We start from the raw sequence: 25,695 nt of genomic DNA, 5'->3' as shown, positions 1-25,695 counted from the left end.
CACAACCCGTGTGCGGCAGGCCGGTTGGACGTCGGCGGAGACCGATGGCAGTATTCGCCACCACGCTTGCCCGGAGTCAGCCATTCCACCCCAAACCTGGCGTCTGACCTGCGCAACTGCGTCAATTCCGCGACCGTTGCCATGCTTTGACGGAGCTTGTGAAGGGCTCGTGCAGACTGGCTGAATGCGTACGGAACTTGTCTCGGAACCCGGCGATGTCCAGCGGCCCAACGAGGACTTCGCGAGCGTCGCGCTCCCCGCCTCCGGACGGGGCGGCGTGCTGGTCGCCCTCGACGGTGTCACGCCGCCGGCCGGTCCGACGGGCTGTCTGCATTCCGTCCCCTGGTTCACGGCCCACCTCGGCGGGGCGCTGACCGAACTGGCCGTTTCGCTCATGGATGTTCCGGCGGTCGAGGTGCTGTCCCGGGCGATCGCGCGCACAGCTGAGACACATGGTGAAGGTTGTGACCTTTCTCACCCACGTACGCCGCAGGCGACGGTGGTGATGGCGCGGTGGTCCCCGGAGACGGTCGAGTACCTGGTCCTGTCGGACTCGGCACTGCTGGTGGAGGCGACCGACGGGGTGGTCACGCCGGTGCTGGACGACCGGTTGTCACGTCTCCCGCGTTCCGCGCTGGCCACGGACGCGCTGGTCGACGCCAACCTCCGCAACAAGGAGGGCGGCTTCTTCACGGCGGCGGCGGATCCCTCGGTGGCGGGGCGCGCGGTGACGGGTGTGCTGCCGCGGTCGTCGGTGCGTGGCCTGCTGGCCCTGACGGACGGGGCGGCCCGGTGGGTGGAGAAGTTCCACGAGGGCGGCTGGGGGGACTGCTTCACCTTCGTACGGAAGGAGGGCGCGCAGGCGCTGGTGGACCGCGTCCGGGCCCTGGAGCGGGCGGACGCGGAGCCCCGCACGTACCTGGGGCGCGGCAAGACCCACGACGACGCGTCGGTGGTGTACGCGGAGCTCTGACGGGCGAGCGGCGCGGTACGTGCCCCTGCCCGCGTCGGCCGCACGGCGACACACACCCGGCCCTCGACCGGTCGCCCCGAGCCGCGACCGGTCGAGGGCGGCCACCGGAACGGACGCCCGCGCGACGCGGTCACCGGCCCCGGACCGGGAGGGGCCCGGCGGGGGCTCGGCCGGACCGGGCACGGGCCCGACGGGGGCGGGCACGGGCCCGACGGGGGCTCAGCCGGAGCGGACGCCCGAGCGGCGGACCACGGTATCGAGCGGACACCGGCACAGCGAAGGCCCGGCCGGAGCCGACCCCGCCGGCGTGACCTCCGGCCCCGACCGCGCACCGCCACCGCGGGCACCCAGTCGAAAGCCGACGCCCACACGACGCGCTACGACATCGAGCGGACACCGGCCAGGCGGAGGCCCGGCCGAAGCGGACCCTCACGGCATGACCTCCGACCCCGACCACACACCGCCACCGCGGGCACCCAGTCGAAGCCGACCCCCACACGACGCGCTACGACATCGAGCGGACACCGGCCAGGCGGAGGCCCGGCCGAAGCGGACCCCCACGGCATGACCTCCGACCCCGACCACACACCGCCACCGCGGGCACCCAGTCGAAGCCGACCCCCACACGACGCGCTACGACATCGGGCACCGGCACAGCGGGCGCCCGGCCGCAGACCGCCACCCGACGCGCTCGAGAACGCCCACCGGGCTCCACCACAACCGGGGCTCGACCGGACCGCTCGCCTGCGCAGCGCGCTCGGCAGCGCCGCAACACCCCGCCCAGCCGCAGCTGGCCATCACCCGACGCGCTCGGCCGACACCACCCCAACACCCGGCCGGAGCAGCCGCCTGCCCGGCTTGCTTGACGCGTCGGCACGGCACCAGTACGACGGGCACCCAGCCGCAACGACCGCAACCCGGTGCACCAGGCCGCACCACCCTCCCCCCGGCCGGACCACGCGCCCGCTCTCGACGCATCGACCCGGCACCTGCACCGGCACCGGCACCGGCACCGGCACGACGAGCACCCGGCCGCAGCAGGCCAGCCACCACCCCGACGCGCTCGGCCGCGCCACCCGACACCACCCCAACACCCGCCCGACGCGCTACCTGCGACGCATCGACCCGGCACCGCCGCGACAGGCACCCGTCGGTACGGGCCGCCCAGCGGCTTGCCCAACAGCGTCGACCTCACCCCACCGCAACACGCGCCCGAACGGAGCAGCCGCCCGCCCGGCGCGCTCGGCAGCGCCGACCCGGCGCCACCACGACATCCGCCCGACCGGACCGCACGCCCGCGCAGTGCGCTGCACCACCACGACCTCGTCCGGCGAAACGCCGTCCTGGGTCGCAGTGCGCTGCACCACCACGACCTCGTCCGGCGGAACGTCGCCGTCCTGGGGGTCGCCTACTTCTCCATGCCCCGGTTCAGCTGGTGCAGCAGTCGGGCCAGTTCGGTGACCTCTCCCGGATCCCAGTGCGCCAGGCGGCCCGCGTACCGGGCCCGGCGTGCGTCGCGGACCCTCTGTACCCGGGAGCGGCCCTCTTCCGTGAGGTCGACCAGCCAGGCCCGGCCGTCCGCCGGGTCGGGTTCGCGGGCGACGAGGCCCAGGTCCTCCAGGGCGCGCAGCTGGCGGGACATCGTGGCCTTGCCGACACCGATGTAGCCGGCCAGTTCGGTGGCGCGCTGGCGGCCGCATTCATCCAGACGGACGAGCAGTCCGTAAGCCGCCGACTCCAGGTCGGGATGGACCTCGCGGGCCATCTCACCCTGGTTGGCCCGGGCGCGGCGCAGCAGGACGGTCAACTCGCGTTCCAACGCCAGGAATCCGGGCTGATCAACACCGCTCGGCGCCGCGTCGGCCGCGCCCCGGCCACCACCGCCGTTTCCCTCTTCGTGCACGTCAGCCCCTGCCTTGAATTTCCCGGTCGTGAAGGTTTCCGCCAAATTGCGACATCACCGCAGCTCCGTAAGTATTTCGCAGGGCTGGACCAATGGCAGTCGCCGGTCCCTCTTCCCACCGCCTCGTCCCCGTACGGAGCGTCTCCACCGAGCGGCGGCTGGCATGTTCACGTCAGTCCAACATGGTCTCCCCCTGTCCCCCACCGAGCATCACCGAGCCTTCGGAGGCACGCCATGCCCGTGCACAGACCCGGACCGATACGTCCCCGACGCCTCTTCCTCGTCGGACTCCTGCTCACCGCGTTCTCCCTGCTCCACGCGGCCCCCGCCTCGGCCGCGGAATCCCCCGAGGCCACCGCCACCCCGGCCCGCGGCTCCGCCCACATGGGAATGGGCGTCGTAGCGCATGACGGCCAGGGCGGTCTGCCCGCCGACACCCGCGCCACCCAGACGGAGGGGGTCGACGTCGCCAGCTACCAGGGCAACGTCGCCTGGCCGACCCTGTGGAACAGCAGCGTCCGGTGGGCGTACACCAAGGCGAGCGAGGGGACGTACTACACGAACCCCCACTACTCCCAGCAGTACACCGGCTCCTACGGCGTCGGGATGATCCGCGGGGCCTACCACTTCGCCACCCCGGACACCACGAGCGGCGCAACGCAGGCCGACTACTTCGTCGACCACGGCGGCGCCTGGTCCAAGGACGGCAGGACGCTGCCCGGCGTGCTCGACATCGAGTGGAACCCGTACGGCGACGCCTGCTTCGACAAGTCGCCGAGCGCGATGGTCACCTGGATCCGCGACTTCCTGAACCAGTACAAGGCGCGCACCGGCCGTCAGGCCGTCATCTACACCGCGACCACGTGGTGGAACCAGTGCACCGGCAACTACGGCGGCTTCTCCGCCAACCCGCTGTGGATCGCCCGGTACGCCTCGACGGCCGGCACCCTCCCGGCCGGCTGGAGCACGTACACCATGTGGCAGTACACCTCCTCCGGCCCGACGGTCGGTGACCACGACCGCTTCAACGGAACGCTCGACCGGGTGCAGGCACTCGCCTACGGCTGACCTGCCCCGACGTACGGCGAAGGCCCGGGCCTCCCTCACGAGAACCCGGGCCTTCACCTCTTCCGGCAGCCGCGGGCAAAGCCCGCCGGCGGACTACGGCGTCACGCCGCCACCGGAACCTCCGGTGCCGCCCCGTTGGTCGCCGGGGACAGCGCCAGCTCCAGGACCTGGCGAACGTCGGTGACGGCGTGGACGTCGAGCTTGTCCAGCACCTCCGCCGGGACGTCGTCCAGGTCGGCCTCGTTGCGCTTGGGGATGATCACGGTCGTCACCCCGGCGCGGTGCGCGGCGAGCAGCTTCTGCTTCACGCCGCCGATCGGGAGGACCCGGCCGGTCAGCGAGACCTCGCCCGTCATCGCCACGTCCGTGCGGACCAGGCGGCCGGAGAGCAGCGAGGCCAGCGCCGTCGTCATGGTGACGCCCGCGCTCGGGCCGTCCTTCGGGACCGCGCCCGCCGGGAAGTGGATGTGCACGCCCCGGTCCTTCAGATCGCCGACCGGCAGTTCGAGCTCGGCGCCGTGCGAGCGGAGGAAGGACAGGGCGATCTGCGCGCTCTCCTTCATCACGTCACCCAGCTGGCCGGTCAGCGTCAGACCCGCCGCACCCGTCTCCGGGTCGGCCAGCGACGCCTCGACGAAGAGCACGTCCCCGCCCGCTCCGGTGACCGCGAGGCCGGTGGCGACACCGGGGACCGCCGTACGGCGTTCCGCGGGGTCCTGGGCCGACTCGGGCACGTGGTGCGGACGTCCGATCAGACCGCGCAGTTCCTCGTCGGTGACGGTGAACGGCAGTTCCCGCTCGCCGAGTTCGTGCTGGGCCGCCACCTTGCGCAGCAGCCTCGCGACGGACCGCTCCAGGGTGCGGACGCCCGCCTCGCGCGTGTACTCGCCGGCGAGCTTGCGCAGCGCGCTCTCGTCGATGACGACCTCGTCCTTGGCGAGCCCCGCCCGCTCCAGCTGGCGCGGGAGCAGGTGGTCACGGGCGATGACGATCTTCTCGTCCTCGGTGTAGCCGTCGAGGCGGACCAGCTCCATACGGTCGAGCAGGGCCTCCGGGATGGCCTCCAGGACGTTCGCCGTCGCGAGGAACACCACGTCGGACAGGTCGAGTTCGACCTCCAGGTAGTGGTCGCGGAACGTGTGGTTCTGCGCCGGGTCCAGGACCTCCAGGAGGGCGGCCGCGGGGTCGCCGCGGAAGTCGGAGCCCACCTTGTCGATCTCGTCGAGCAGGACCACCGGGTTCATCGACCCGGCCTCCTTGATCGCCCTGACGATCCGGCCGGGCAGCGCGCCGACGTACGTCCGCCGGTGGCCGCGGATCTCCGCCTCGTCCCGTACGCCACCGAGGGCGACGCGGACGAACTTGCGGCCCATGGCGTGCGCGACCGACTCGCCGAGCGAGGTCTTGCCGACACCGGGAGGCCCGACGAGCGCCAGCACGGCACCGCCGCGCCGGCCGCCGACGACCCCGAGACCGCGGTCGTTGCGGCGCTTGCGCACCGCCAGGTACTCGGTGATCCGCTCCTTCACGTCCTCCAGGCCCGCGTGCTCGGCGTCGAGGACCGCCTTGGCGCCCTGGATGTCGTACGCGTCCTCGGTCCGTTCGTTCCACGGCAGTTCGAGGACGGTGTCCAGCCAGGTGCGGATCCAGGGCCCCTCCGGGGACTGGTCACTGGACCGCTCCAGCTTGTCGACCTCCTTGAGGGCGGCTTCCCGCACCTTCTCGGGCAGGTCGGCCGCCTCCACGCGGGCGCGGTAGTCGTCGGACTCCTCGCCCTCCTGCTCGCCGTTGAGTTCGCGCAGTTCCTTGCGTACGGCTTCCAGCTGACGGCGGAGCAGGAACTCCCGCTGCTGCTTGTCGACGCCCTCCTGGACGTCCTTCGCGATGGTCTCGGCGACGTCCTGTTCGGCGAGGTGGTCGCGCAGCTGCTGGGTGGCGAGCTTGAGGCGGGTGACCGGGTCGGCGGTCTCCAGCAGTTCGACCTTCTGCTCGGTGGTCAGGAAGGGCGAGTAACCGGAGTTGTCGGCGAGGGCGGACACGTCGTCGATGGCCTGCACCCGGTCCACGACCTGCCAGGCGCCGCGCTTGCGCAGCCAGGTGGTGGCGAGGGCCTTGTATTCCTTGACCAGTTCGGTGACGTGGCCGGGCAGCGGGTCGGGGACGGCCTGGTCGACCGTGGTCCCCTCGACCCACAGGGCGGCGCCCGGGCCGGTGGTCCCCGCACCGATCTTCACCCTGCTCCGGCCGCGGATGAGCGCGCCCGGGTCGCCGTCGGCCAGCCGGCCGACCTGCTCGACGGTGCCGAGCACACCGGTGCTCGCGTAGGTGCCGTCGATGCGTGGCACCAGGAGCACCTTCGGCTTTCCGGGTTCCGAGCGGGCGGCGGCCTGGGCGGCCTCCACCGCGGCGCGGACGTCGGCGTCGTTCAGGTCGAGCGGGACCACCATTCCGGGCAGCACGACCTCGTCGTCGAGCGGCAGCACAGGCAGAGTGAGCGGTGTGGACGTCGAAGCCATGATCTCCCCTTCGGCAGTCAAGTTGAGCTATGCCGACTCAATGCACATGAGCTTTCGAATGTTCCCCATCCGCTTGCCTGTTCGCTGTCGGCGATCACGGCTGCCGGAATCGGACCTTCGGGGCCTAGGGTCACCCAGTAATAGACACATACCGCAAACGGCTATTACTGGGGGTACCGTGGACGGAGTCGTACAGGCGTGGGTGTCCGGCTGGGTCGTGTCCCGCGGGGCGGCGCCACCGGAGCGGGAGCCGTGGGGTTTCACCGTCGACGTGGGGCAGGTCGCGCAGGTGTCGCGGCACGTCTTCGACGCGCTGGGCGACGGCGTGGACGAGGAGCTCGTGCGCAAGGTCGCGGCCGGGGTGACGGGGGCCGGGGTGTGGCTGAAGGTGTTCCAGGACCCGTCGGTGGTCGGGGGCTGGCTCGGCGAGGGCTGGTGGGTGGATCCGGAGCCCGGGTATCTGATGACGGTCCCGCTGACCGCGCGGCAGGAACGGCCTGCCGCCCCCGCCGGATACCGGCTGCGCACCTGGTCCACCGGTGGCGTCACGCGCGTGCTCGTCGCCGCGCCCGACGGTTCCCTCGCGGCCCGCGGCCAGGTCGCCCCGACCGGCGCCACCGCCGTCTTCGACCAGATCGAGACCGTGGCAGCTCATCAGCGCCGAGGGCTCGGCAGCCTCGTCATGCGCACCCTCCAGGCCGTGGCGGCGCGCACGGGGGCGGAGACCGGCGTCCTCGCCGGAACTCCGGCGGGACGGGCACTGTACGAGTCTCTGGGCTGGCATGTGGAAGCTCCGCTCACCAGTGCGAAGTTCGTGGGACCGGACGGCGCGTGACCGTCTGTCACCGCCCGCGGGAAACCCGGAGGCGGCCGGGGACGGCCTCTGTCATGCTGCGCCGGTGATCACCCCGATACCTCCGGTGGTTCCCGCCGGCCGCACGGCGGACAACGCCCGGCCGACGCCGGATCTTCCCGACGGCCGGCACCGCGCCCGTGGCGCGCCCTGGCCGCCGACGCCCCGGTGACCGCGAGCCACGCTGCGGCGGCACCCGCTGCCCACGCCCACCGAGGACGAGGCCCGCGGCCGCGCCGGACAGACGCGGGAGCGGCCGGAGACGGGTGCGATACGGGCCATGGCCGGGCCGGACACCGTCCCGGCCCCGATGCCGGGATCAACCCGGATCTGCGGCGCGGTCACGCCGGGATCACCTACGGGGTACCGGACGCGGGCCGCCGCCCGACCCACCGGGCGCCGGGCCTCCCCGGACCACACTGCATCACCCTCAGCCACGCCGTCACGGCGAAACCTCCTCCGCACCGGGCAGAAGGCCGCCTCCGGCTGGAGGGCACCGTGCGCCACGCCCTCCTCCCCGCGGACGGCCGGCAGCACCAGCGACTCCACGCCCGCGTGCGGGGCGACGACCACCGAGAAGACCAGGGGAACCAACGACCATGACCACGACGGACACAGCGCCGCTCCTCTCCGCCTACGACGACCAGATGCGCGGCGCTCCCCCCACCCTGCCCACCGGGGTGACGCGCGAGCAGGACGGACCGCTGCTGCGGATCGTCGGCCAGTTCCGCGGGTTCGTGAGCGGGCCGCGTGACCTCGGCGTGGAGGGTGAGGCGCTGGACGAACTCATCGTGCGGCAGCGTGACTTCTTCGCGGCGCGCGGCGAGGCCGTCGAGTGGAAGACCCGCTCCCACGACACCCCGGCCGACCTCACCGCACGACTCCGCGCGGCCGGTTTCGTGCCCGAGGAGCGGGAGACGGTACTGGTCGCCCGGGCCGCCGGGATGGCCGTGGGAGAGCCCACGGTGCCGGACGGCGTCACCGTGCGCCGGGTCACGGCGGACGCGGACATGCGCCGGATCGCCGCGATGGAGTCGGTGGTGTGGGGCCAGGACCGGAGCTGGCTCGCCGACGATCTGATCGGCCGGGTCGCCACCGCGCCGGACGACATCGCGGTGTACGTGGCCGAGGCGGACGGCGAAGTGGTGTGCGCCGCCTGGCTGGTGTTCCGCGCGGGCACGGAGTTCGCGAGCCTGTGGGGCGGTGCCACGCTCGCCGAGTGGCGGGGCAGGGGCATCTACCGTGCCCTGGTCGCCGTACGCGCCGCTCTCGCCGTCTCCCGCGGGGTCACCTGTCTGCACGTGGACGCGTCGGACGACAGCGCGCCCATCCTGCGCCGGCTCGGCTTCCACGCGGTGACCACGATCACGCCGTACGTCTGGACCCCACCGGCCGGCTAACCGGCCGGGAGGAGCTGCCGGGCCCGATGCCCGCGCCGGACCAGCGGCCAGGTCGCGACACCGATCGTCAGGGCGATCGGATGGCCCCAGTCGGTCAGCGGGTCGGTGAACGCGATCAGGTCGGTCACCAGCAGCCAGCCGAACAGGGCGAGCAACGGCCAGCGCAGCCACGGCCGGAGCAGTCCCGCCAGCGCGCCGAGGCTCGCGGCCACGCCGAAGCTGACGCCGTAGTCGAGTCGGTGCAGCGAGCTGGCGGGCAGATGCCCGACCAGGACCGCGAGGCCTGTGGGTACCTCCGTGGCGAGGGTCGCCCCGACATGCCCGAGCAGGAAGACACCGGCCGTGCGCGCGCCGCCGATCCGCCGTTCCAGCGCGGTGAGGACGAACAACAGGGCGAGGGCGTACGGCGAGAGGATCCCGCCGGCGATCCAGAACGCGCTGGCCACCAGCACCAGCACGGGCGTCCGCACCAGGTGCGCGACATCGGTGCTGGAGCCCTGGTGCAGGGTGTGCACGAGGGCGGGGTCCAGATGCGCGGTGCCCAGTGAGACGACGGCCAGGACGGCACCGTAGACGAAGGTGACGGGTGTCCCGGTGGGTGTGGGGAGCAGCCGCTGGAGCCGGGGGACGCGAAGTCGGGTGTCCGGGGCGGCCGTTGCCGGTGGTGTCACCGGTGTCCCGGCGGCACCCGTCGCGCACCGTGCCCGCTGCCGGGGCATCCCGTCGAGCAGTCCGGCCACGTCCGGAACACACGCGTCGGAGACAGGTGCTTCCGGTGGGGGTGCGTCGGAAGGGGCTGGGGGCACGGTCCGTTCCAAGGTGAGCTGCTCCTTCCGTCGCACCCCACCCTTCGCGCCCCACCCGCCCCTTGTCTGTGACCTGCGCCACCCGGGCCCCGATTCACAGGGACTTCTCAAGGAGCCCCGGACCGGACGCCGAAGCTGCCAAAATGGGCCGGTGCCCACCTCGTACGACATTCCCGAAGTCCTGGACCGTCGCGAGGGCCCGTACGGAGAGGTAGTCCTGCGGCGCCACGGCGAGTTGCTCCAGATCATCGCCAACGGCTGCTTCCTGATGGACACCTCCGACGGACGCTCGGAGCGGATGCTCGTCGACGCGGCGCTCTCCGCGCTCGACGACCGCCCCGCACCGCACGTCCTCATCGGCGGCCTCGGCGTCGGCTTCTCGCTCGCACACGCGGCCGCGAACCCGCGTTGGGGCCGGATCACGGTCGTCGAGCGGGAACCGGCGATCATCGACTGGCACCGCGCGGGCCCGCTCTCGGCACTCTCGGCCGAGGCGCTCACCGATCCCCGGACGAACATTCTGGAAACGGATCTAGTCGGATTCGTCAATGAGACATGCGCCACTTTCGACGCGCTGTGCCTCGACATCGACAACGGGCCCGACTGGACGGTCACGGACGGCAACCACGGGCTCTACGCGCGTACCGGACTCACAAGTTGCGCAAGGGTGTTGAAGCCGGGCGGGGTACTGGCCGTGTGGTCGGCGAAACCTTCTGCGGAATTTGAGCAATCCCTAGCAAATGCCGGGTTCCAACAGGTACGTACCGAGGAGATCCCGGTTGCCCGGGGCGTACCCGACGTCGTGCATCTCGGCGTCCGACCTGGATAGCAAAGGGGTGATGTCTCCCCGTACTCTGCTCCCCTACGCCGATCATTCAAGCGTCAATCGCAGTCATGCGCAGACAAGGAATCACCCCACATGGTTCCGGAAAGCACTCCCCAGGGGCGGGCGATGGAGCAGACACACACCTCCCACAACGGTTCGACGGCTACCCCGGGCGCACAGCGCCGGGTCCTGGTCGTCGAGGACGATCCGACGATCGTCGACGCCATCGCGACCCGCCTGCGCGCCGAGGGATTCCTCGTGCAAACGGCGGTCGACGGTCCGTCGGCGGTCGACACGGCCGAGGCCTGGCAGCCGGACCTGCTGATCCTCGACATCATGCTGCCCGGCTTCGACGGTCTGGAGGTCTGCCGCCGTGTGCAGGCCGCCCGTCCGGTGCCGGTGATGATGTTGACGGCCCGTGACGACGAGACCGACATGCTGGTCGGGCTCGGCGTCGGTGCCGACGACTACATGACCAAGCCCTTCTCGATGCGTGAGCTGGCCGCGCGTGTGCACGTGCTGCTGCGCCGCGTCGAGCGGGCCGCGCTGGCCGCCGCGACGCCCAGAAGCGGCATCCTGCGGCTCGGCGAGCTGGAGATCGACCACGCGCAGCGCCGGGTGCGGGTGCGGAGCGAGGACGTCCACCTCACTCCGACCGAGTTCGACCTGCTCGTGTGCCTGGCCAACACCCCGCGCGCGGTGCTCTCCCGTGAGCAGCTGCTGGCCGAGGTGTGGGACTGGGCGGACGCCTCCGGCACCCGGACCGTCGACAGCCACATCAAGGCACTGCGCCGGAAGATCGGCGCCGAGCGGATCCGCACGGTGCACGGCGTGGGCTACGCGCTGGAGACGCCGACGCCATGAGCGAGGGTCCGGCCGGCCGGAGAAGCGCCAGGGAACCGTGGGGCGGTGTGAGCCCGTTCTCGATCAAGACCAAGCTGGGCGCGCTGGTCGTCATCGCGGTCCTCATCACCACCGGGCTGATGATGATCGCGATGCGCACAGCCACCGAGCTGCGCTTCATCACGGTCTTCTCGATGATCGCCACACTGCTCATTACGCAGTTCGTGGCCCATTCGCTCACCGCGCCCCTGGACGACATGAACGCGGTCGCCCGGTCCATCTCGCACGGCGACTACACCCGCAGGGTCCGCGAGAACCGCCGGGACGAGCTGGGCGACCTGGCCCAGACCATCAACCGCATGGCGGACGACCTGGAGGCCCAGGAACGCCAGCGCAAGGAACTTGTGGCAAATGTCTCCCACGAGCTGCGCACGCCCATCGCGGGCCTGCGCGCCGTGCTGGAGAACATCGTCGACGGGGTCACCCAGGCCGACCCCGAGACCATGCGCACGGCCCTGAAGCAGACCGAGCGGCTCGGCCGGCTGGTGGAGACGCTGCTGGACCTGTCCCGCCTGGACAACGGCGTCGTACCGCTGAAGAAGCGCCGTTTCGAGGTGTGGCCGTACCTGTCGGGCGTGCTGAAGGAGGCCAACATGGTCGCCACCGCGCGCGCGGGCATCGCGTCCGGGTCCGGCAGTCACACCCGCAACGACGTCCATCTGCACCTGGACGTGTCCCCGCCGGAGCTCACCGCGCACGCCGACCCGGAGCGCATCCACCAGGTCGTCGCCAACCTGATCGACAACGCCGTCAAGCACAGCCCGGCACACGGACGGGTGACGGTCAAGGCGCGGCGCGGGGCGCTGCCCGAGTCGCTGCTGCTGGAGGTTCTCGACGAGGGCCCCGGCATTCCGCGCTCGGAGTGGCACCGCGTCTTCGAGCGCTTCAACCGCGGTCAGGTCATGCGGCCGCACGGTCCGGGCAGCGACGGCGGCACCGGGCTCGGGCTCGCGATCGCCCGCTGGGCGGTGGATCTGCACGGCGGCCGGATCGGAGTGGCCGAATCCGAGCGGGGCTGCAGGATTCTTGTCACCCTGCCGGGCCTTCCATCTCTGCCAAGTTGACGTAAAGTGCGAAGCGGAGCCACAAGATCCATCTCTGTTCCGCGCTGACGGACACGTGTGATCAGGCAGAGGGCCGCGCCGCAGTCGCGCAGAGCCCCGCTCGGCGTTTCCCGCGGTCGGGTTCACCTACCGGAACCCCGCTTGTTTCCCGCCATTTTCACCCCCGAAACCCGCTCTTTGATGTGACTTACACGACGATGGACGGGCCCGGCCTGACCTTCACCGTCTGGGGGGCGTAGCCTTTATTTCCGCTGTCCATCACCTTGTGAAGCGGAAGAGGGCGGTTGCCGCCGTGTCGCCACAGTCCCCCAGTAACTCCAGCATCTCGACCGACGCAGACCAAGCGGGCAAGAACCCCGCTGCCGCGTTCGGGCCGAACGAGTGGCTCGTCGACGAGATCTATCAGCAGTACCTCCAGGACCCGAATTCGGTAGACCGTGCCTGGTGGGACTTCTTCGCCGACTACAAGTCGGGGGCCGCCGCTCCGGCTGCGGCGGGTACCGCGGCCGCGGGGGCCGCGGAGACCACCACCGCTCCGTCCGCCGTCCCGGCACCCAGCGCCCCGGCCCAGGCTCCCGCGCAGGCCCCGGCGGCTGCTCCGGCCGCCCAGCCGGCCGCCGCGGCTCCCGCGCCGGCCAAGGCCGCCGCTCCGGCTCAGGCCGCTCCGGCCGCGAAGCCGGCCGCTGCGAAGCCCGCCGCGAAGCCGGCCGCCGGGGGTGCCTCCGCGGAGGGCCCCGAGATGGTCACCCTGCGCGGCCCGGCCGCCGCGGTCGCGAAGAACATGAACGCCTCCCTGGAGCTGCCCACGGCCACGTCCGTGCGCGCGGTCCCGGTGAAGCTGCTCTTCGACAACCGCATCGTCATCAACAACCACCTCAAGCGCGCCCGGGGCGGGAAGATCTCCTTCACGCACCTCATCGGGTACGCGATGGTGCAGGCCATCAAGGCCATGCCGTCGATGAACTGGCACTACGCGGAGAAGGACGGGAAGCCCACCCTCGTCAAGCCCGCGCACGTCAACTTCGGCCTCGCCATCGACCTGGTGAAGCCCAACGGCGACCGCCAGCTCGTCGTCGCGGGCATCAAGAAGGCCGAGACGCTGAACTTCTTCGAGTTCTGGCAGGCCTACGAGGACATCGTCCGCCGCGCCCGTGACGGCAAGCTGACGATGGACGACTTCTCGGGCGTCACGGTCTCCCTGACGAACCCGGGCGGCCTCGGCACCGTCCACTCGGTCCCGCGTCTGATGCCCGGCCAGTCGGTCATCATGGGCGTCGGCTCGATGGACTACCCGGCGGAGTTCCAGGGCACCAGCCAGGACACCCTGAACAAGCTCGGCATCTCGAAGGTCATGACGCTCACGTCGACCTACGACCACCGGGTGATCCAGGGCGCCGCGTCCGGCGAGTTCCTGCGCGTCGTCGCGAACTACCTCCTCGGCGAGAACGGCTTCTACGACGAGATCTTCGAGGCGCTGCGCATCCCCTACGAGCCGGTCCGCTGGCTCAAGGACATCGACGCCTCGCACGACGACGACGTCACCAAGGCCGCCCGCGTCTTCGAGCTGATCCACTCCTACCGGGTCCGCGGCCACGTCATGGCCGACACCGACCCGCTGGAGTACCGCCAGCGCAAGCACCCCGACCTGGACATCACCGAGCACGGCCTCACCCTGTGGGACCTGGAGCGGGAGTTCGCGGTCGGCGGCTTCGCCGGCAAGTCCCTGATGAAGCTGCGCGACATCCTCGGCGTGCTGCGCGACTCGTACTGCCGCACCACCGGCGTCGAGTTCATGCACATCCAGGACCCCAAGCAGCGCAGGTGGATCCAGGACCGCATCGAGCGCTCGCACACCAAGCCGGAGCGCGAGGAGCAGCTGCGCATCCTGCGCCGGCTGAACGCCGCGGAGGCCTTCGAGACCTTCCTGCAGACGAAGTACGTCGGCCAGAAGCGCTTCTCCCTGGAGGGCGGCGAGTCCGTCATCCCGCTGCTCGACGCGGTGCTGGACTCGGCCGCCGAGTCCCGCCTGGACGAGGTCGTCATCGGCATGGCCCACCGCGGCCGGCTGAACGTCCTGGCGAACATCGTCGGCAAGTCGTACGCGCAGATCTTCCGCGAGTTCGAGGGCAACCTCGACCCGAAGTCGATGCACGGCTCCGGCGACGTGAAGTACCACCTGGGCGCCGAGGGCACCTTCACCGGCCTGGACGGCGAGCAGATCAAGGTCTCGCTGGCCGCGAACCCCTCCCACCTGGAGACGGTCGACCCGGTCATCGAGGGCATCGTCCGCGCCAAGCAGGACATCATCAACAAGGGCGGCACGGACTTCACGGTCCTGCCGGTCGCCCTGCACGGTGACGCGGCCTTCGCGGGCCAGGGCGTGGTGGCCGAGACCCTGAACATGTCGCAGCTGCGGGGCTACCGCACCGGCGGCACGGTCCACATCGTCATCAACAACCAGGTCGGCTTCACGGCCGCCCCGGAGTCCTCGCGTTCCTCCATGTACGCGACGGACGTGGCCCGCATGATCGAGGCCCCGATCTTCCACGTGAACGGCGACGACCCGGAGGCCGTGGTCCGCGTCGCGCGGCTGGCCTTCGAGTTCCGCCAGGCGTTCAACAAGGACGTGGTGATCGACCTCATCTGCTACCGCCGCCGCGGTCACAACGAGTCGGACAACCCGGCGTTCACCCAGCCGCTGATGTACGACCTGATCGACAAGAAGCGCTCGGTGCGCAAGCTGTACACCGAGTCCCTCATCGGTCGCGGCGACATCACCCTGGAAGAGGCCGAGCAGGCGCTGCAGGACTACCAGGGCCAGCTGGAGAAGGTCTTCACCGAGGTCCGCGAGGCCGTCACGGCCCAGTCGGCCGCCGGTCCCGTCTCCGACCCGCAGGCCGAGTTCCCGGTCGCCGTGAACACCGCGATCTCCGCGGAGGTCGTGAAGCGGATCGCCGAGTCCCAGGTCAACATCCCCGACACCTTCCACGTCCACCCGCGTCTGCTGCCGCAGCTGCAGCGCCGGGCGTCGATGGTCGAGGACGGCACGATCGACTGGGGCATGGGCGAGACGCTGGCCGTCGGTTCCCTGCTCCTGGAGGGCACCCCGGTCCGCCTGTCCGGCCAGGACTCCCAGCGCGGCACCTTCGGCCAGCGCCACGCGGTCCTCATCGACCGTGAGACGGGCGAGGAGCACACCCCGCTCCAGTACCTCAACGAGGACCAGGCCCGCTACAACGTCTACAACTCCCTGCTGTCCGAGTACGCGGTCATGGGCTTCGAGTACGGCTACTCGCTGGCCCGCCCCGACGCGCTCGTGCTGTGGGAGGCGCAGTTCGGCGACTTCGTCAACGGCGCGCAGACGATCGTCGACGAGTACATCTCGGCGGCGGAGCAGAAGTGGGGCCAGACGTCCGGCGTCACCCTGCTGCTCCCGCACGGCTACGAGGGCCAGGGCCCGGACCACTCCTCGGCCCGGGTGGAGCGCTTCCTGCAGCTCTGCGCCCAGAACAACATGACGGTCGCGATGCCGACCCTGCCGTCGAACTACTTCCACCTCCTGCGGTGGCAGGTGCACAACCCGCACCACAAGCCGCTGGTGGTCTTCACCCCGAAGTCGATGCTGCGCCTGAAGGCCGCCGCGTCGAAGACGGAGGAGTTCACGTCGGGTCAGTTCCGCCCGGTCATCGGCGACACGTCCGTGGACGCCGCCGCGGTCCGCAAGGTCGTCTTCGTGGCGGGCAAGCTGTACTACGACCTCGAGGCCGAGCGTCAGAAGCGCGGCATCACGGACACGGCGATCATCCGCATCGAGCGCCTGTACCCGCTCCCGGGTACCGAGCTCCAGGCGGAGATCGCCAAGTACCCGAACGCCGAGAAGTACCTGTGGGCGCAGGAGGAGCCGGCGAACCAGGGCGCGTGGCCCTTCATCGCCCTCAACCTGATCGACCACCTGGACCTGGCGGTCGGCGCGGAGGTCCCGCACGGCGAGCGCCTGCGGCGGATCTCCCGCCCGCACAGCTCCTCCCCGGCCGTCGGTTCCGCCAAGCGGCACCAGGCGGAGCAGGAGCAGCTGGTGCGTGAGGTGTTCGAGGCGTAACCGCTTGCGCGGGCAGTACGTGACCGGGCCGCATCCCTCTTCGGAGGGGTGCGGCCCGGCCGTTTCGGCGCACTTATCCTTGACGGCATGTACTTCACGGACCGTGGCATCGAGGAACTGGAGAAGCGGCGCGGCGAGGAGGAGGTCAGCTTCGAGTGGCTCGCCGAGCAGCTGCGGACCTTCGTCGACCTCAATCCCGACTTCGAGGTACCGGTGGAGCGGCTGGCCACGTGGCTGGCCCGGCTGGACGACGAGGACGACGAGTAGGGCCCATGGGGTGTGGGGCGCTCCTTCGGGGGCGCCCTTTGTGCGTCCGCCCCTCGCTGCCGCCGACGCCCTTCATGTGTCTGCCGCGCGCACTGCTCGGGACACCCCCCTGCGCCGCGTCCGCACGTGTTCAGTCGCACGGATGCGTCAGCCATACGACAGCCCGAGCGCGCCCTGCGCCAGCAGCAGCGCCCCCGCTGTGAACCAGCCACCGACGAAGAGAGCCAACACCGTACGGGGCACTCCTCGGGGCACCCCTGTGCTGCGCCCGCTCGGGGTCACTCACGCGGACGCGTCAAGCCGTACGCCAGCAGCAGCGCTCCCGCCCCGTGAGCCAGCCACCGCCGAAGAGAGCCAACGCCGTGCAGGGCACTCCCCGGAGCGCCCCCTGTGCTGCGCCCGCTCGTGTTCAGTCGCGCGGGTGCGTCAAGCCGTACGACAGCCCGAACGCCCCGTGCGCCAGCAGCAGCGCTCCCGCCGTGAGCCAGCCGGCGCTGCGGTGTCGTAGGCCCCAGGCGGCCAGGGGGAGGCCGGCCGCCAGCTGGGCCAGGGCGAGGGCGTAGGCCTTCGGGTCTCCGGACCAGGGGAGCCAGGGCGTCAGCCGGCGGCCCGCGACCACTTCGAGTTCGCCGCGGACCGTTTCCTGCTGCCCCTCCCCCTCGACCGCGCGGGTGTCCGGCAGGTCCCGGACCGCGTCGCGGAGGCGGTCGGCCGGTTCGCCGGGAGCGAGGCCGGCGGGGAGGTCCAGGCCCACGCGCGTGAGGACCGCGAGCAGGCCGCGCAGGCGGGCGCGGGCGTCGGAGGCGGGGTCGACTTTCGTGAGCCGGTCGAGGGACTGGACGTCCAGGACCGGGTCGAGGGCCAGGCGGGCCGCGAAGGTGCGCATCGCCTCGTCCTCGCCGGCCGGGGTGCCGTTGGTGAGCCAGATGTAGCCGACCGGGCGACGGAAGCCGGAGGCGAGGGTGTAGCCGGCGCGGTCGGCGTCCCACCACAGGGCGAGGACGGGCCAGGGAGCGCCCACGGCCAGGGCGGTGGCCCATCCGGTCAAGACACGGTCGACCGGCTCCGCACCGTCCAGCCACGGCCTGCCTTCCGGCACGAGGACGCTCCACCCCTCCCCCGCGCGCGTGAGCAGCATCCGCTCACGCAGCAGCTGGGCGGCGGAGGCGACGGAATCCGGCTCGGCCCGGCAGAGCAGCAGGGCACCAGGGGCGGGGCCGGTGCGACCGGTACGGGAGGTGGCTTCCGTCGACATGGTCACACGCTAGGGCGATATGCCGCGATTGGTCATATTCGCAGCGTCGGAGGTCCCCAGAAAGAGTGTCTTGACTTTCATTCGCCACGATATATCGTGAATGACAAGAGACGCGATATGGCGCGTTACTACGGGGAGGTCCGCACCATGCCCAAGTCCGAGTGGTTCGTCGCTGAGCCCAACAAGCTCGAATTCGACGTCCCTCTGAGCGATCTGCACGTCCGCATCGTCAACGGAACAGTCAACGTCGTGGGCATCGACGAAGGTTCCACCCGCCTGGAGGTCTCCGAGATCGAGGGCCCGCCCCTGGTCGTCACGCTGGAGGGCGACACCCTCACGGTGGCCTACGAGGACCTGCCCTGGAAGGGCTTCCTCAAGTGGCTCGATCGCAAGGGCTGGCGGCGCAGCGCGGTCGTCTCACTGGCCGTACCGGCCGACACCCGCGTCGAGGTGGGGGTGGTCAGCGCCGCGGCCGTCGTGTCGGGGGTGCGCGGCCCGTCCGTGGTGAAGGGGATCAACGGCGACACGACTCTCGTCGGCCTCTCCGGCCCCGTCCGCGCCGACACCGTCTCGGGGAACCTGGAGGCCCAGGCCGTCACCGGCGACCTGCGCTTCAACTCGGTCTCCGGGGATCTCACCGTCGTGGAGGGCTCCGGCCCGTCCGTGCGGGCCGACTCGGTCAGCGGCTCGATGATCGTCGACCTCGACCCGGAGGGCCCCACCGACGTCCGGCTGACCAGTGTCTCGGGCGAGATCGCCATCCGGCTCCCCCAGCCCGCGGACGCGGAGGTGGAGGCCAACACCGCGAGCGGGACGATCTCCAACGCCTTCGACGGCCTGCGCGTGCACGGCCAGTGGGGCGCCCACAAAGTCACGGGCCGCCTCGGAGCCGGCACCGGCAAGCTCCGCGCGACCACCGTCTCCGGCTCCATCGCCCTCCTGCGCCGCCCACCCCGGGAGGACGAGGAGGAGCCATGGGAGACGGATCCCTTCGTGAAGGACGGTGACACGGGCACCGGACCGGCCGACGCGGCCGACCCGGTGGACGGCGAGCGCGGCGCCTCGGGGGACAATTCCCTTTCCGGCCCGGCCGACGGCCCCCACCCCACGGACGGCTCCACGGACGGCCCCACCGACGATCCGACCCGCGGCCCGGCCGACGGCACGACCGACAAGAAGGTGCTCTGACATGCCCCCCGTCTTCGCCCACGGCCGCCTCCGTCTCTACCTGCTGAAGCTGCTGGACGAGGCCCCGCGCCACGGCTACGAGGTGATCCGGCTCCTGGAGGAGCGTTTCCAGGGCCTGTACGCCCCCTCCGCGGGCACCGTCTACCCCCGGCTGGCCAAGCTGGAGGCGGAGGGCCTGGTCACCCACACCACCGAGGGCGGCCGCAAGGTGTACGCCATCACGGACGCGGGCCGCGCCGAGCTGGCCGACCGCAGCGGTGAACTGGCCGACCTGGAGCTGGAGATCCGCGAGTCGGTCGCCGAGCTCGCCGCCGAGATCCGGGCAGATGTGCGGGGCGCGGCGGGTGATCTGCGGCGCGAGGTGCGGGCCGCCGCCACCGAGGCCCGCCGGGGCGGCGGCGGGAAGAGCGAACCGGAGGGTCCCTTCGGGGACTTCACGGAGTACGCCGACAAGGAGGCGTGGCGCGCCGCCAGGGAGGAGATGCGCCGCGTCAAGCAGGAGTGGAAGGAGCAGGCCCGGCGCGCCAAGGACGAGAGCCGCCGCGCCCGGGAGGAGGCCCAGCGGGCCCGCCGTCAGGCCAAGGAGGCCCAGGACCGGGCCCGGGAGCAGGCACAGGAGGAGGTGCAGCGGATCGCCCGGCGGGTGCAGGAGCAGGTGCAGGACCACTTCGCGCGGGGCGACTGGCCGACCGGAGTGCGCGAGGGGCTGACCGAACTGGCCAAGGAGTTCGGTGAGTTCGGTAAGGACTACGGCAAGGAGTTCGGGAAGGACTTCGGTTTCGGCCGGGGCGGCGCGAGGTCCGAGAAGGCCGAGGGGATGTCACCCGGCCCCCAGTACTCGCACACCCCGGAGGACTTCCCCGCCGAGTACGAGCCCTCGTGGGCCCATGAGGACCCGACCGGGGATCCGGCCCGCGACCTGGACCGCCTGCTCGACCGCTTCCGCGACGACATCCGTGACGCGGCCCGTGACCACGGCGTCACGGCGGACCAGTTCCGGGACGCCCGCCGCCACCTGTCGACGGCAGCGGCGCACATAGGGGCACTCCTGCGGACACCGAGAGCGTGAACCGACCGGACTCCGGCAGTACGACAGCTTTCCGGCCCGACCGGATCGGGCCGTACTGCCGGAGCGGACGGCCCTCGGACACCCGGAGCACCCGTCACACGGATCCCCGTCGTCCCGCTCAGCCGGCCTTCGCCTCTCCCCCGCCGTAGAGGACGCGCACGACCGACTCGTAGGTCACCCCGTGATCGGCGAGCACCTCCCCGGACACCCCCGGCCTGACCGTGAGGGCCAGCAGGATGTGCTCGTCGCCGATATGGCGGTCCCGTCGGGCCATCGCGATCCGGAGAGCCTTTTCCAGGATCTCCTTGGCGCCCCGTCCGAAGGAGCGCCTCCCGGACCACCACCCCTTGTCCTTCCGGTCGCCGGACATCGCTCCGACTCCGTGCACCTCCTCCACCCGGGCGACGATCTCCGAGACGTCGATACCGAGCCCGGCCAGCGCCTCTGTGTCCGCCTGGGACAGCCCGGCCCGCCGCCGCGCCTCACCCAGCGCCTCCCGTACGGCGTCCCCGCGGTCGGCGAGCCCGAGAGCGGCCAGGGCGAAGGAGGCCCGGCCGGCCTCCTGGTCCAGCAGGGCGAGCAGCAGGTGCTCGGCGTCCACGGACCCCGCCCCCTCGGCATGTTCGACCGCGCCCATGACCACCGCGCGGGCGTCCTTCGTGAACCGCTCGAACATCAATGCCTCCCGTACTTCTTGTGCACGGCCTGCCTGCTCACTCCGAGTTCCGCGGCGATCTCCTGCCACGACCAGCCCTGATTGCGCGCACTGCGCACCTGCACCGACTCCAGCTGTTCCAGCAGCCTGCGCAGTGCGGCGACGGCGCGCAGTCCGACCCGGGGATCGCGATCACCGGCGCGCTCGGCGAGATCCGTTGCTTCGGTCATGATGTCAACCTATGTTGACAAGACCCATAAGTCAACCATGGTTGACAAACGTCAGCGGCCGGTCCACACCCGGACCGGCCGCTGACGAAAGAGGAAAGGAGGGGATCAGCCGTTGCTGAGCACGATCTTCCCGAACAGCTCACCGGACTCGACCCGCTGGAAGCCCTCACGGGCTCGGTCCATGGGCAGCACCTCGTCGATGACGGGCCGCACACCCGTGGCCGCGCAGAACGAGAGCAGGTCCTCCAGCTCGTCCTTGGTGCCCATCGTCGAGCCCACGACCTTGAGCTCCAGGAAGAAGATCCGGGTCAGTTCGGCGTGTGAGGGGCGGTCGCCGCTCGTGGCACCGGAGATGACCAGCGTGCCGCCGGGCTTGAGCGACTTCACGGAGTGCGACCACGTGGCCGCACCCACCGTCTCGATGACGGCGTCCACCCGCTGCGGCAGCCGCGCGCCCGACTCCAGCGCCTCCACGGCCCCGAGCTCCAGGGCACGTTTCCGCTTGGCCTCGTCCCGGCTCGTGGCGAAGACCCGCAGCCCCGCGGCCTTCCCGAGCACGATCGCGGCCGTGGCGACACCACCGCCCGCGCCCTGCACCAGCACGGAGTCACCGGGCCGGACCCCGGCATTCGTGAACAGCATCCGGTACGCCGTCAGCCAGGCCGTGGGCAGACAGGCGGCCTCCGCGAAGGACAGCTCCTTCGGCTTGGGCAGCACGTTCCAGGTCGGCACGGCCACCTGCTCGGCGAACGTCCCCTGGTAGCGCTCGGTGAGGATGGACCGCGGCTCCTTGGGACCCACCCCGTGCCCGCTCTGCCCGATGACGGAGTGCAGGACGACCTCGTTGCCGTCCTCGTCGACACCGGCGGCGTCACAGCCGAGGATCATCGGAAGCTTGTCCTCCGCGAGGCCCACGCCGCGCAGGGACCAGAGGTCATGGTGATTGAGGGAAGCGGCCTTGACGTCGACGACGCTCCAACCCGGGCGGGCTACGGGGGCTGGGCGCTCCCCCGACTCCAGTCCCGAAAGCGGGTTGTCGCGGTCGATCCGGGCGGCATAGACAGCGAACATGACCTTGACGATAGGGTCCGCCGACGGCACAGGGGAACCGGGACGCGTTGTGACACATACCCACTTGCAAAAGCACCGGGCCGCTGCGCTGGGCTTGGGCGGGGCGCCTAGGGGGTGCCAGATGGGGTAGTCGGGCGGCCGCGGGACAGTGGGGGCCGGTCGCGCAGTTCCCCGCGCCCCTGGGGAGTTGCAGGTACCTGCGCTATGACGGACCGTTCATTTCCCCGCCGTGCGCCATGAGGGGCCGTCAGCCGCGTACGGCGAGAAGGGGACGGGGTGGGGGGTGTCCGCCCGCAGCGGCCGGCGTCCGTCACCGAGCACAACTGAAGCAACCGAGCCGCCGGACCGAGGACGGATACCCCCCACCCCGGCCCCGACCCACCCACCGAACCCAACGCGCTACACAAGCCCCCACCGAAGCCGAACCAGGCCGCCGCAGGCACCCAGGGGCGCGGGGAACTGCGCGATCACCCCCACCCGCCCGCAGACACCCCACAACCCGGCCCGAAACCCCCGCCCAACCGCCGGAGGCCGCCGCAGGCACCCAGGGGCGCGGGGAACTGCGCAAAACGCCCGCCCCCACCGAACCCGCAGACACACCCGCAGACACACCCGCCGCAAGTAACCCGATCAGCCGCCCCCCACGGCAAAGACACGGCCCCGCCCGGAACCCCACCCGGACGGGACCGCCTCACGCCGAACACAGCTCAGCGGCGAGCAACACCCTCCGCCCGAGCCGCCGCGGCAACCGCCGCCGTGACCGCCGGAGCCACCCGCTCGTCGAACGGGGACGGAATCACGTAGTCCGCCGCAAGATCGTCACCGACCACCGACGCCAGCGCCTCCGCCGCCGCGATCTTCATGCCCTCCGTGATCCGCGAGGCCCGCACCTGCAGCGCCCCCGCGAAGATCCCCGGAAACGCCAGCACGTTGTTGATCTGGTTCGGGAAGTCGGACCGCCCGGTGGCCACCACGGCCGCGTACTTGTGCGCGACCTCGGGGTGCACCTCGGGGGTCGGGTTGGCCATCGCGAACACGAAGGCGCCCTCCGCCATGGAGGCGACCGCGGACTCCGCGACCGTACCGCCGGACACGCCGATGAAGACGTCCGCGCCCGCCAGCGCACCCTCCAGCGATCCCGACAGGCCCGCCTTGTTCGTGAACCCGGCGACCTCCCGCTTCACGGACGTGAGGTCGTCCCGGTCGGCGGACACGACACCCTTGCGGTCGGCGACGGCGACGTCCCCGATGCCCGCCTCGACGAGCATCTTGGCGATGGCCACGCCCGCCGCGCCCGCACCGGAGATCACCGCACGAAGATCTCCGATGGACCGCCCGCTCAGCCGGGCGGCGTTGCGCAGGGCGGCCAGCGTCACGACCGCGGTCCCGTGCTGGTCGTCGTGGAACACGGGAATGTCGAGGCGCTCCTGGAGCCGCCGCTCGATCTCGAAGCACCGGGGAGCCGAGATGTCCTCGAGGTTCACGCCGCCGAAGGACGGCGCGAGACGGACCACGGTCTCGATGATCTCGTCGACGTCGGTGCAGGCCAGTGCGAGCGGAACCGCGTCCACCCCGCCGAACTGCTTGAACAGGATCGCCTTGCCCTCCATCACCGGGAGGGAGGCCTCGGGCCCGATGTCACCGAGCCCCAGCACGGCCGTACCGTCCGTCACGACGGCGACGACCGACGACTTCCACGTGTAGTCGTGGACGAGGTCCGGCTGCTCGGCGATGGCGCTGCACACCTTCGCCACGCCGGGCGTGTACGCCAGGGACAGGTCGTCCTTGTCGCGGATCGGCACGGTGGCCTGCACAGCCATCTTGCCGCCGCGGTGCAGCGCGAACGCGGGGTCGAAGGAATCGAGGGGCTCGGCCCCTCCGTCCTGTCCCGTATTGCTGTCGCTGCGAGGATTGACGATCTCCGCTGCCACTTTGTCTTACCCCTTAGGTCTTCATGCTTTTGAGGGTGGCCACTCCTGGTTGAGAAGTGGGCGGGCACCGCGTACGGCCCTGGTCACTGATGCGTACGGGCCGGTACACGACGGGCGCGCCGCACACGCGCCCTGAGCCCCGGATGAGGGGTGTAAAGAACCTTCTTACCGGACGACCGGCGTCGAGGACGAGTCCAATACGTCCAAGGTCACATGCCGGAACGGAAATCGATCATCGATCACCGGAGACCGGTGACATGAATCATGAAACGCCATCCGGACAAACCATCGGCAGGCCCTTGACGATCACAGGAGAGCCACTCGGGTGATCGCGGGCCGCTCCGGCCGGGCCACCCGCTCCGCGACCCGCACCGAAGATCTTCCGGCCGGAATGCCAGATTCCCGCAGATGGTCCGGTCGTGATGTACGGACATGGTGCGGTTCGGGGGTCACCCGTTATGCGATTTTGACATGACCGGCCCCCTGAATGGTCCAGTCCGAATGGCAAGATGCCGTCATCACACGAGGTCGCGACACTCGAAGGCGTGTGCTCTCGTCGACCTATGGAATGAAGGCAGCGCTGCCGAACCGATCGGCAGCCGCCCCGCCCATCGGCAACTCCACCCATCCGCCGGAGGAACCCACCATGACCGCAAGCTCCACCCGTCGTACGACCGTCGCGCGCACCAGGACAGCCGCGGTAGGTGCGATCGCGGTCGCCGGCGCCCTGATTCTCACCGGCTGCGGTGACCAGACGGACAGCGGCGGCAGCACCAAGGAATCCTCGTCGTCCAGCAGCGCTCCACTGTTCGACAAGCTGCCCGCGAAGATCCAGAAGGCCGGCGTCATCAAGGTCGGTACCAACGCCGAGTACGCCCCCATGGAGTACCAGGAGGGCGGCAAGATCGTCGGCGTCGACCCCGACATCGCGGCCGCGCTGGGCAAGCAGCTGGGTGTGGAGTTCCAGTTCACCTCGGGCTCCTTCGACGGCCTGATCAGCTCCCTGAACTCCGGGCGCTACGACGTCGCCATGTCCTCCATCACGGACACCAAGGCGCGCCAGGAAGGCCTGGACGAGGACGGCAAGAAGCTCGGCCCGGGTGTCGACTTCGTCGACTACTTCACGGCCGGCACCGCCATCTACGTCCAGAAGGGCAACCCGAAGAAGATCGGCTCGATCGAGGACCTCTGCGGGCAGACGGCCGCCGTGCAGCGCGGCACGACGTATGAGCAGGCTCTCCAGGCCCAGTCCAAGAAGTGCACGGAGGCCGGCAAGAAGAAGATCGACATCGAGCCCTTCGAGAACGACACAGAGGCGCAGACCCGCGTGAAGTCGGGCGGCGCCGTCGCGGGCGTCAACGACTACCCGGTCGCCGTGGACATCGCCCGCAAGGCCGACGGCGGCAACGCCTTCGAGGTCGTCGGCGAGCAGGTTGACGCCGGTCCGTTCGGTATCGCTGTGGACAAGGACAACAAGGAGCTCACGAGCGCCCTGGAGGCGGCCGTGAACGCCATCATCAAGGACGGCACGTACAAGAAGGTCCTGGACAAGTGGGGCGCCCAGACCGGTGCCATCGACGCGGCCGCGGTCAACGGCGGCAAGTGACGGACCCGGCAC

The 25,695-nt window shown here is 70.9% G+C and carries 20 protein-coding genes; 12 read left to right on the top strand and 8 right to left on the bottom strand.

Annotated features, from left to right (window positions below; translation table 11 throughout):
* Window positions 1-184: 184 nt before the first annotated feature.
* The gene (locus tag ABZT02_RS42940; RefSeq protein ID WP_356028172.1) at window positions 185-973 is read left to right on the top strand and encodes a hypothetical protein; all 789 of its coding nucleotides are present in this window, start codon (window positions 185-187) and stop codon (window positions 971-973) included.
* Window positions 974-2,381: 1,408 nt separating this feature from the next.
* Here ABZT02_RS42940 and ABZT02_RS42935 read toward each other — a convergent pair.
* Complete coding sequence (locus ABZT02_RS42935; RefSeq protein ID WP_356028170.1) at window positions 2,382-2,876, bottom strand: MarR family transcriptional regulator; 495 nt, start codon at window positions 2,874-2,876, stop codon at window positions 2,382-2,384.
* 234 nt (window positions 2,877-3,110) lie between these two features.
* On the opposite strand from ABZT02_RS42935, the gene ABZT02_RS42930 reads away from it, so the two are divergent.
* Window positions 3,111-3,944, top strand: coding sequence for a lysozyme (locus tag ABZT02_RS42930; RefSeq protein ID WP_356028167.1), 834 nt, complete (start codon window positions 3,111-3,113; stop codon window positions 3,942-3,944).
* Window positions 3,945-4,045: 101 nt separating this feature from the next.
* Here the strand turns inward: ABZT02_RS42930 and lon are convergent, their stop codons facing one another.
* Window positions 4,046-6,460 (bottom strand): endopeptidase La, encoded by a 2,415-nt coding sequence (gene lon / locus ABZT02_RS42925; protein ID WP_356028164.1) that lies wholly within the window; start codon window positions 6,458-6,460, stop codon window positions 4,046-4,048.
* Between the two features lie 178 nt (window positions 6,461-6,638).
* On the opposite strand from lon, the gene ABZT02_RS42920 reads away from it, so the two are divergent.
* Both ABZT02_RS42920 and ABZT02_RS42915 read left to right on the top strand, forming a co-directional pair.
* Window positions 6,639-7,295, top strand: a complete 657-nt coding sequence (locus ABZT02_RS42920) for a GNAT family N-acetyltransferase (RefSeq protein ID WP_356028162.1) — start codon at window positions 6,639-6,641, stop codon at window positions 7,293-7,295.
* Window positions 7,296-7,912: 617 nt separating this feature from the next.
* Window positions 7,913-8,713 (top strand): GNAT family N-acetyltransferase, encoded by an 801-nt coding sequence (locus ABZT02_RS42915; protein ID WP_356028160.1) that lies wholly within the window; start codon window positions 7,913-7,915, stop codon window positions 8,711-8,713.
* Here the strand turns inward: ABZT02_RS42915 and ABZT02_RS42910 are convergent.
* Window positions 8,710-9,690, bottom strand: a complete 981-nt coding sequence (locus ABZT02_RS42910; RefSeq protein ID WP_356028157.1) for a rhomboid-like protein — start codon at window positions 9,688-9,690, stop codon at window positions 8,710-8,712. The two genes, ABZT02_RS42915 and ABZT02_RS42910, sit on opposite strands and share 4 nt — an antisense overlap.
* Here ABZT02_RS42910 and ABZT02_RS42905 point away from each other — a divergent pair.
* The 5 genes from ABZT02_RS42905 to ABZT02_RS42885 all read left to right on the top strand — a co-directional run bounded on the left by ABZT02_RS42905 (window position 9,671) and on the right by ABZT02_RS42885 (window position 16,678).
* Window positions 9,671-10,348 (top strand): spermidine synthase, encoded by a 678-nt coding sequence (locus ABZT02_RS42905; RefSeq protein ID WP_356028155.1) that lies wholly within the window; start codon window positions 9,671-9,673, stop codon window positions 10,346-10,348. The two genes, ABZT02_RS42910 and ABZT02_RS42905, sit on opposite strands and share 20 nt — an antisense overlap.
* Before the next feature lie 123 nt (window positions 10,349-10,471).
* Window positions 10,472-11,209: a response regulator transcription factor gene (locus ABZT02_RS42900; protein ID WP_031038660.1), complete on the top strand. Its 738-nt coding sequence runs from the start codon at window positions 10,472-10,474 to the stop codon at window positions 11,207-11,209.
* Complete coding sequence (locus ABZT02_RS42895; protein WP_356028152.1) at window positions 11,206-12,312, top strand: ATP-binding protein; 1,107 nt, start codon at window positions 11,206-11,208, stop codon at window positions 12,310-12,312. The genes ABZT02_RS42900 and ABZT02_RS42895 overlap by 4 nt, the downstream gene beginning before the upstream one ends.
* Before the next feature lie 292 nt (window positions 12,313-12,604).
* The gene (locus tag ABZT02_RS42890; RefSeq protein ID WP_356028150.1) at window positions 12,605-16,411 is read left to right on the top strand and encodes a multifunctional oxoglutarate decarboxylase/oxoglutarate dehydrogenase thiamine pyrophosphate-binding subunit/dihydrolipoyllysine-residue succinyltransferase subunit; all 3,807 of its coding nucleotides are present in this window, start codon (window positions 12,605-12,607) and stop codon (window positions 16,409-16,411) included.
* Window positions 16,412-16,498: 87 nt separating this feature from the next.
* Window positions 16,499-16,678, top strand: coding sequence for a DUF6104 family protein (locus tag ABZT02_RS42885; protein ID WP_018544467.1), 180 nt, complete (start codon window positions 16,499-16,501; stop codon window positions 16,676-16,678).
* 409 nt (window positions 16,679-17,087) lie between these two features.
* Here the strand turns inward: ABZT02_RS42885 and ABZT02_RS42880 are convergent, their stop codons facing one another.
* A complete protein-coding gene (locus ABZT02_RS42880; protein WP_356028147.1) occupies window positions 17,088-17,933 on the bottom strand; it encodes a hypothetical protein in 846 nt (281 codons plus the stop codon).
* Window positions 17,934-18,080: 147 nt separating this feature from the next.
* Here ABZT02_RS42880 and ABZT02_RS42875 point away from each other — a divergent pair, with 147 nt between their 5' ends.
* Together ABZT02_RS42875 and ABZT02_RS42870 are read left to right on the top strand one after the other, a co-directional pair.
* Window positions 18,081-19,121 (top strand): DUF4097 family beta strand repeat-containing protein, encoded by a 1,041-nt coding sequence (locus ABZT02_RS42875; protein WP_356028144.1) that lies wholly within the window; start codon window positions 18,081-18,083, stop codon window positions 19,119-19,121.
* 1 nt (window position 19,122) lies between these two features.
* Window positions 19,123-20,190 (top strand): helix-turn-helix transcriptional regulator, encoded by a 1,068-nt coding sequence (locus tag ABZT02_RS42870; protein ID WP_356028141.1) that lies wholly within the window; start codon window positions 19,123-19,125, stop codon window positions 20,188-20,190.
* Window positions 20,191-20,308: 118 nt separating this feature from the next.
* On the opposite strand, the gene ABZT02_RS42865 is transcribed toward ABZT02_RS42870, so the two are convergent.
* The 4 genes from ABZT02_RS42865 to ABZT02_RS42850 form a co-directional block, all read right to left on the bottom strand.
* Window positions 20,309-20,866 (bottom strand): Clp protease N-terminal domain-containing protein, encoded by a 558-nt coding sequence (locus ABZT02_RS42865; protein ID WP_356028138.1) that lies wholly within the window; start codon window positions 20,864-20,866, stop codon window positions 20,309-20,311.
* Window positions 20,866-21,075 (bottom strand): HTH domain-containing protein, encoded by a 210-nt coding sequence (locus ABZT02_RS42860; RefSeq protein ID WP_007384656.1) that lies wholly within the window; start codon window positions 21,073-21,075, stop codon window positions 20,866-20,868. The genes ABZT02_RS42865 and ABZT02_RS42860 overlap by 1 nt, the downstream gene beginning before the upstream one ends.
* A gap of 105 nt (window positions 21,076-21,180) precedes the next feature.
* The gene (locus ABZT02_RS42855) at window positions 21,181-22,146 is read right to left on the bottom strand and encodes a zinc-binding dehydrogenase (protein ID WP_356028135.1); all 966 of its coding nucleotides are present in this window, start codon (window positions 22,144-22,146) and stop codon (window positions 21,181-21,183) included.
* Between the two features lie 707 nt (window positions 22,147-22,853).
* A complete protein-coding gene (locus ABZT02_RS42850; protein ID WP_356028133.1) occupies window positions 22,854-24,077 on the bottom strand; it encodes an NADP-dependent malic enzyme in 1,224 nt (407 codons plus the stop codon).
* Window positions 24,078-24,723: 646 nt separating this feature from the next.
* Here ABZT02_RS42850 and ABZT02_RS42845 point away from each other — a divergent pair.
* On the top strand, window positions 24,724-25,683 hold the full coding sequence (locus tag ABZT02_RS42845) for an ABC transporter substrate-binding protein (RefSeq protein ID WP_356028132.1): 960 nt from the start codon (window positions 24,724-24,726) through the stop codon (window positions 25,681-25,683).
* Window positions 25,684-25,695: the final 12 nt, after the last annotated feature.

The sequence above is a fragment of the Streptomyces sp. NPDC005402 genome (assembly GCF_040606575.1).
In the GTDB taxonomy this organism is placed as follows: Bacteria; Actinomycetota; Actinomycetes; order Streptomycetales; family Streptomycetaceae; genus Streptomyces.
The sequence above is the reverse complement of the archived record's forward strand: the minus strand, read 5'-3'. Positions and strand labels throughout refer to the sequence as shown.

Bases quoted from the DNA above. Each gene is read 5' to 3' on its own strand.
- ABZT02_RS42900 (WP_031038660.1), top strand. From the start codon at position 10,472: ATGGAGCAGACACACACCTCCCACAACGGTTCGACGGCTACCCCGGGC.
- ABZT02_RS42860 (WP_007384656.1), bottom strand. From the start codon at position 21,075: ATGACCGAAGCAACGGATCTCGCCGAGCGCGCCGGTGATCGCGATCCC.
- ABZT02_RS42895 (WP_356028152.1), top strand. From the start codon at position 11,206: ATGAGCGAGGGTCCGGCCGGCCGGAGAAGCGCCAGGGAACCGTGGGGC.
- ABZT02_RS42845 (WP_356028132.1), top strand. From the start codon at position 24,724: ATGACCGCAAGCTCCACCCGTCGTACGACCGTCGCGCGCACCAGGACA.
- lon (WP_356028164.1), bottom strand. From the start codon at position 6,460: ATGGCTTCGACGTCCACACCGCTCACTCTGCCTGTGCTGCCGCTCGAC.
- ABZT02_RS42915 (WP_356028160.1), top strand. From the start codon at position 7,913: ATGACCACGACGGACACAGCGCCGCTCCTCTCCGCCTACGACGACCAG.
- ABZT02_RS42865 (WP_356028138.1), bottom strand. From the start codon at position 20,866: ATGTTCGAGCGGTTCACGAAGGACGCCCGCGCGGTGGTCATGGGCGCG.
- ABZT02_RS42910 (WP_356028157.1), bottom strand. From the start codon at position 9,690: ATGTCGTACGAGGTGGGCACCGGCCCATTTTGGCAGCTTCGGCGTCCG.
- ABZT02_RS42930 (WP_356028167.1), top strand. From the start codon at position 3,111: ATGCCCGTGCACAGACCCGGACCGATACGTCCCCGACGCCTCTTCCTC.
- ABZT02_RS42940 (WP_356028172.1), top strand. From the start codon at position 185: ATGCGTACGGAACTTGTCTCGGAACCCGGCGATGTCCAGCGGCCCAAC.
- ABZT02_RS42855 (WP_356028135.1), bottom strand. From the start codon at position 22,146: ATGTTCGCTGTCTATGCCGCCCGGATCGACCGCGACAACCCGCTTTCG.
- ABZT02_RS42870 (WP_356028141.1), top strand. From the start codon at position 19,123: ATGCCCCCCGTCTTCGCCCACGGCCGCCTCCGTCTCTACCTGCTGAAG.
- ABZT02_RS42885 (WP_018544467.1), top strand. From the start codon at position 16,499: ATGTACTTCACGGACCGTGGCATCGAGGAACTGGAGAAGCGGCGCGGC.
- ABZT02_RS42875 (WP_356028144.1), top strand. From the start codon at position 18,081: ATGCCCAAGTCCGAGTGGTTCGTCGCTGAGCCCAACAAGCTCGAATTC.
- ABZT02_RS42880 (WP_356028147.1), bottom strand. From the start codon at position 17,933: ATGTCGACGGAAGCCACCTCCCGTACCGGTCGCACCGGCCCCGCCCCT.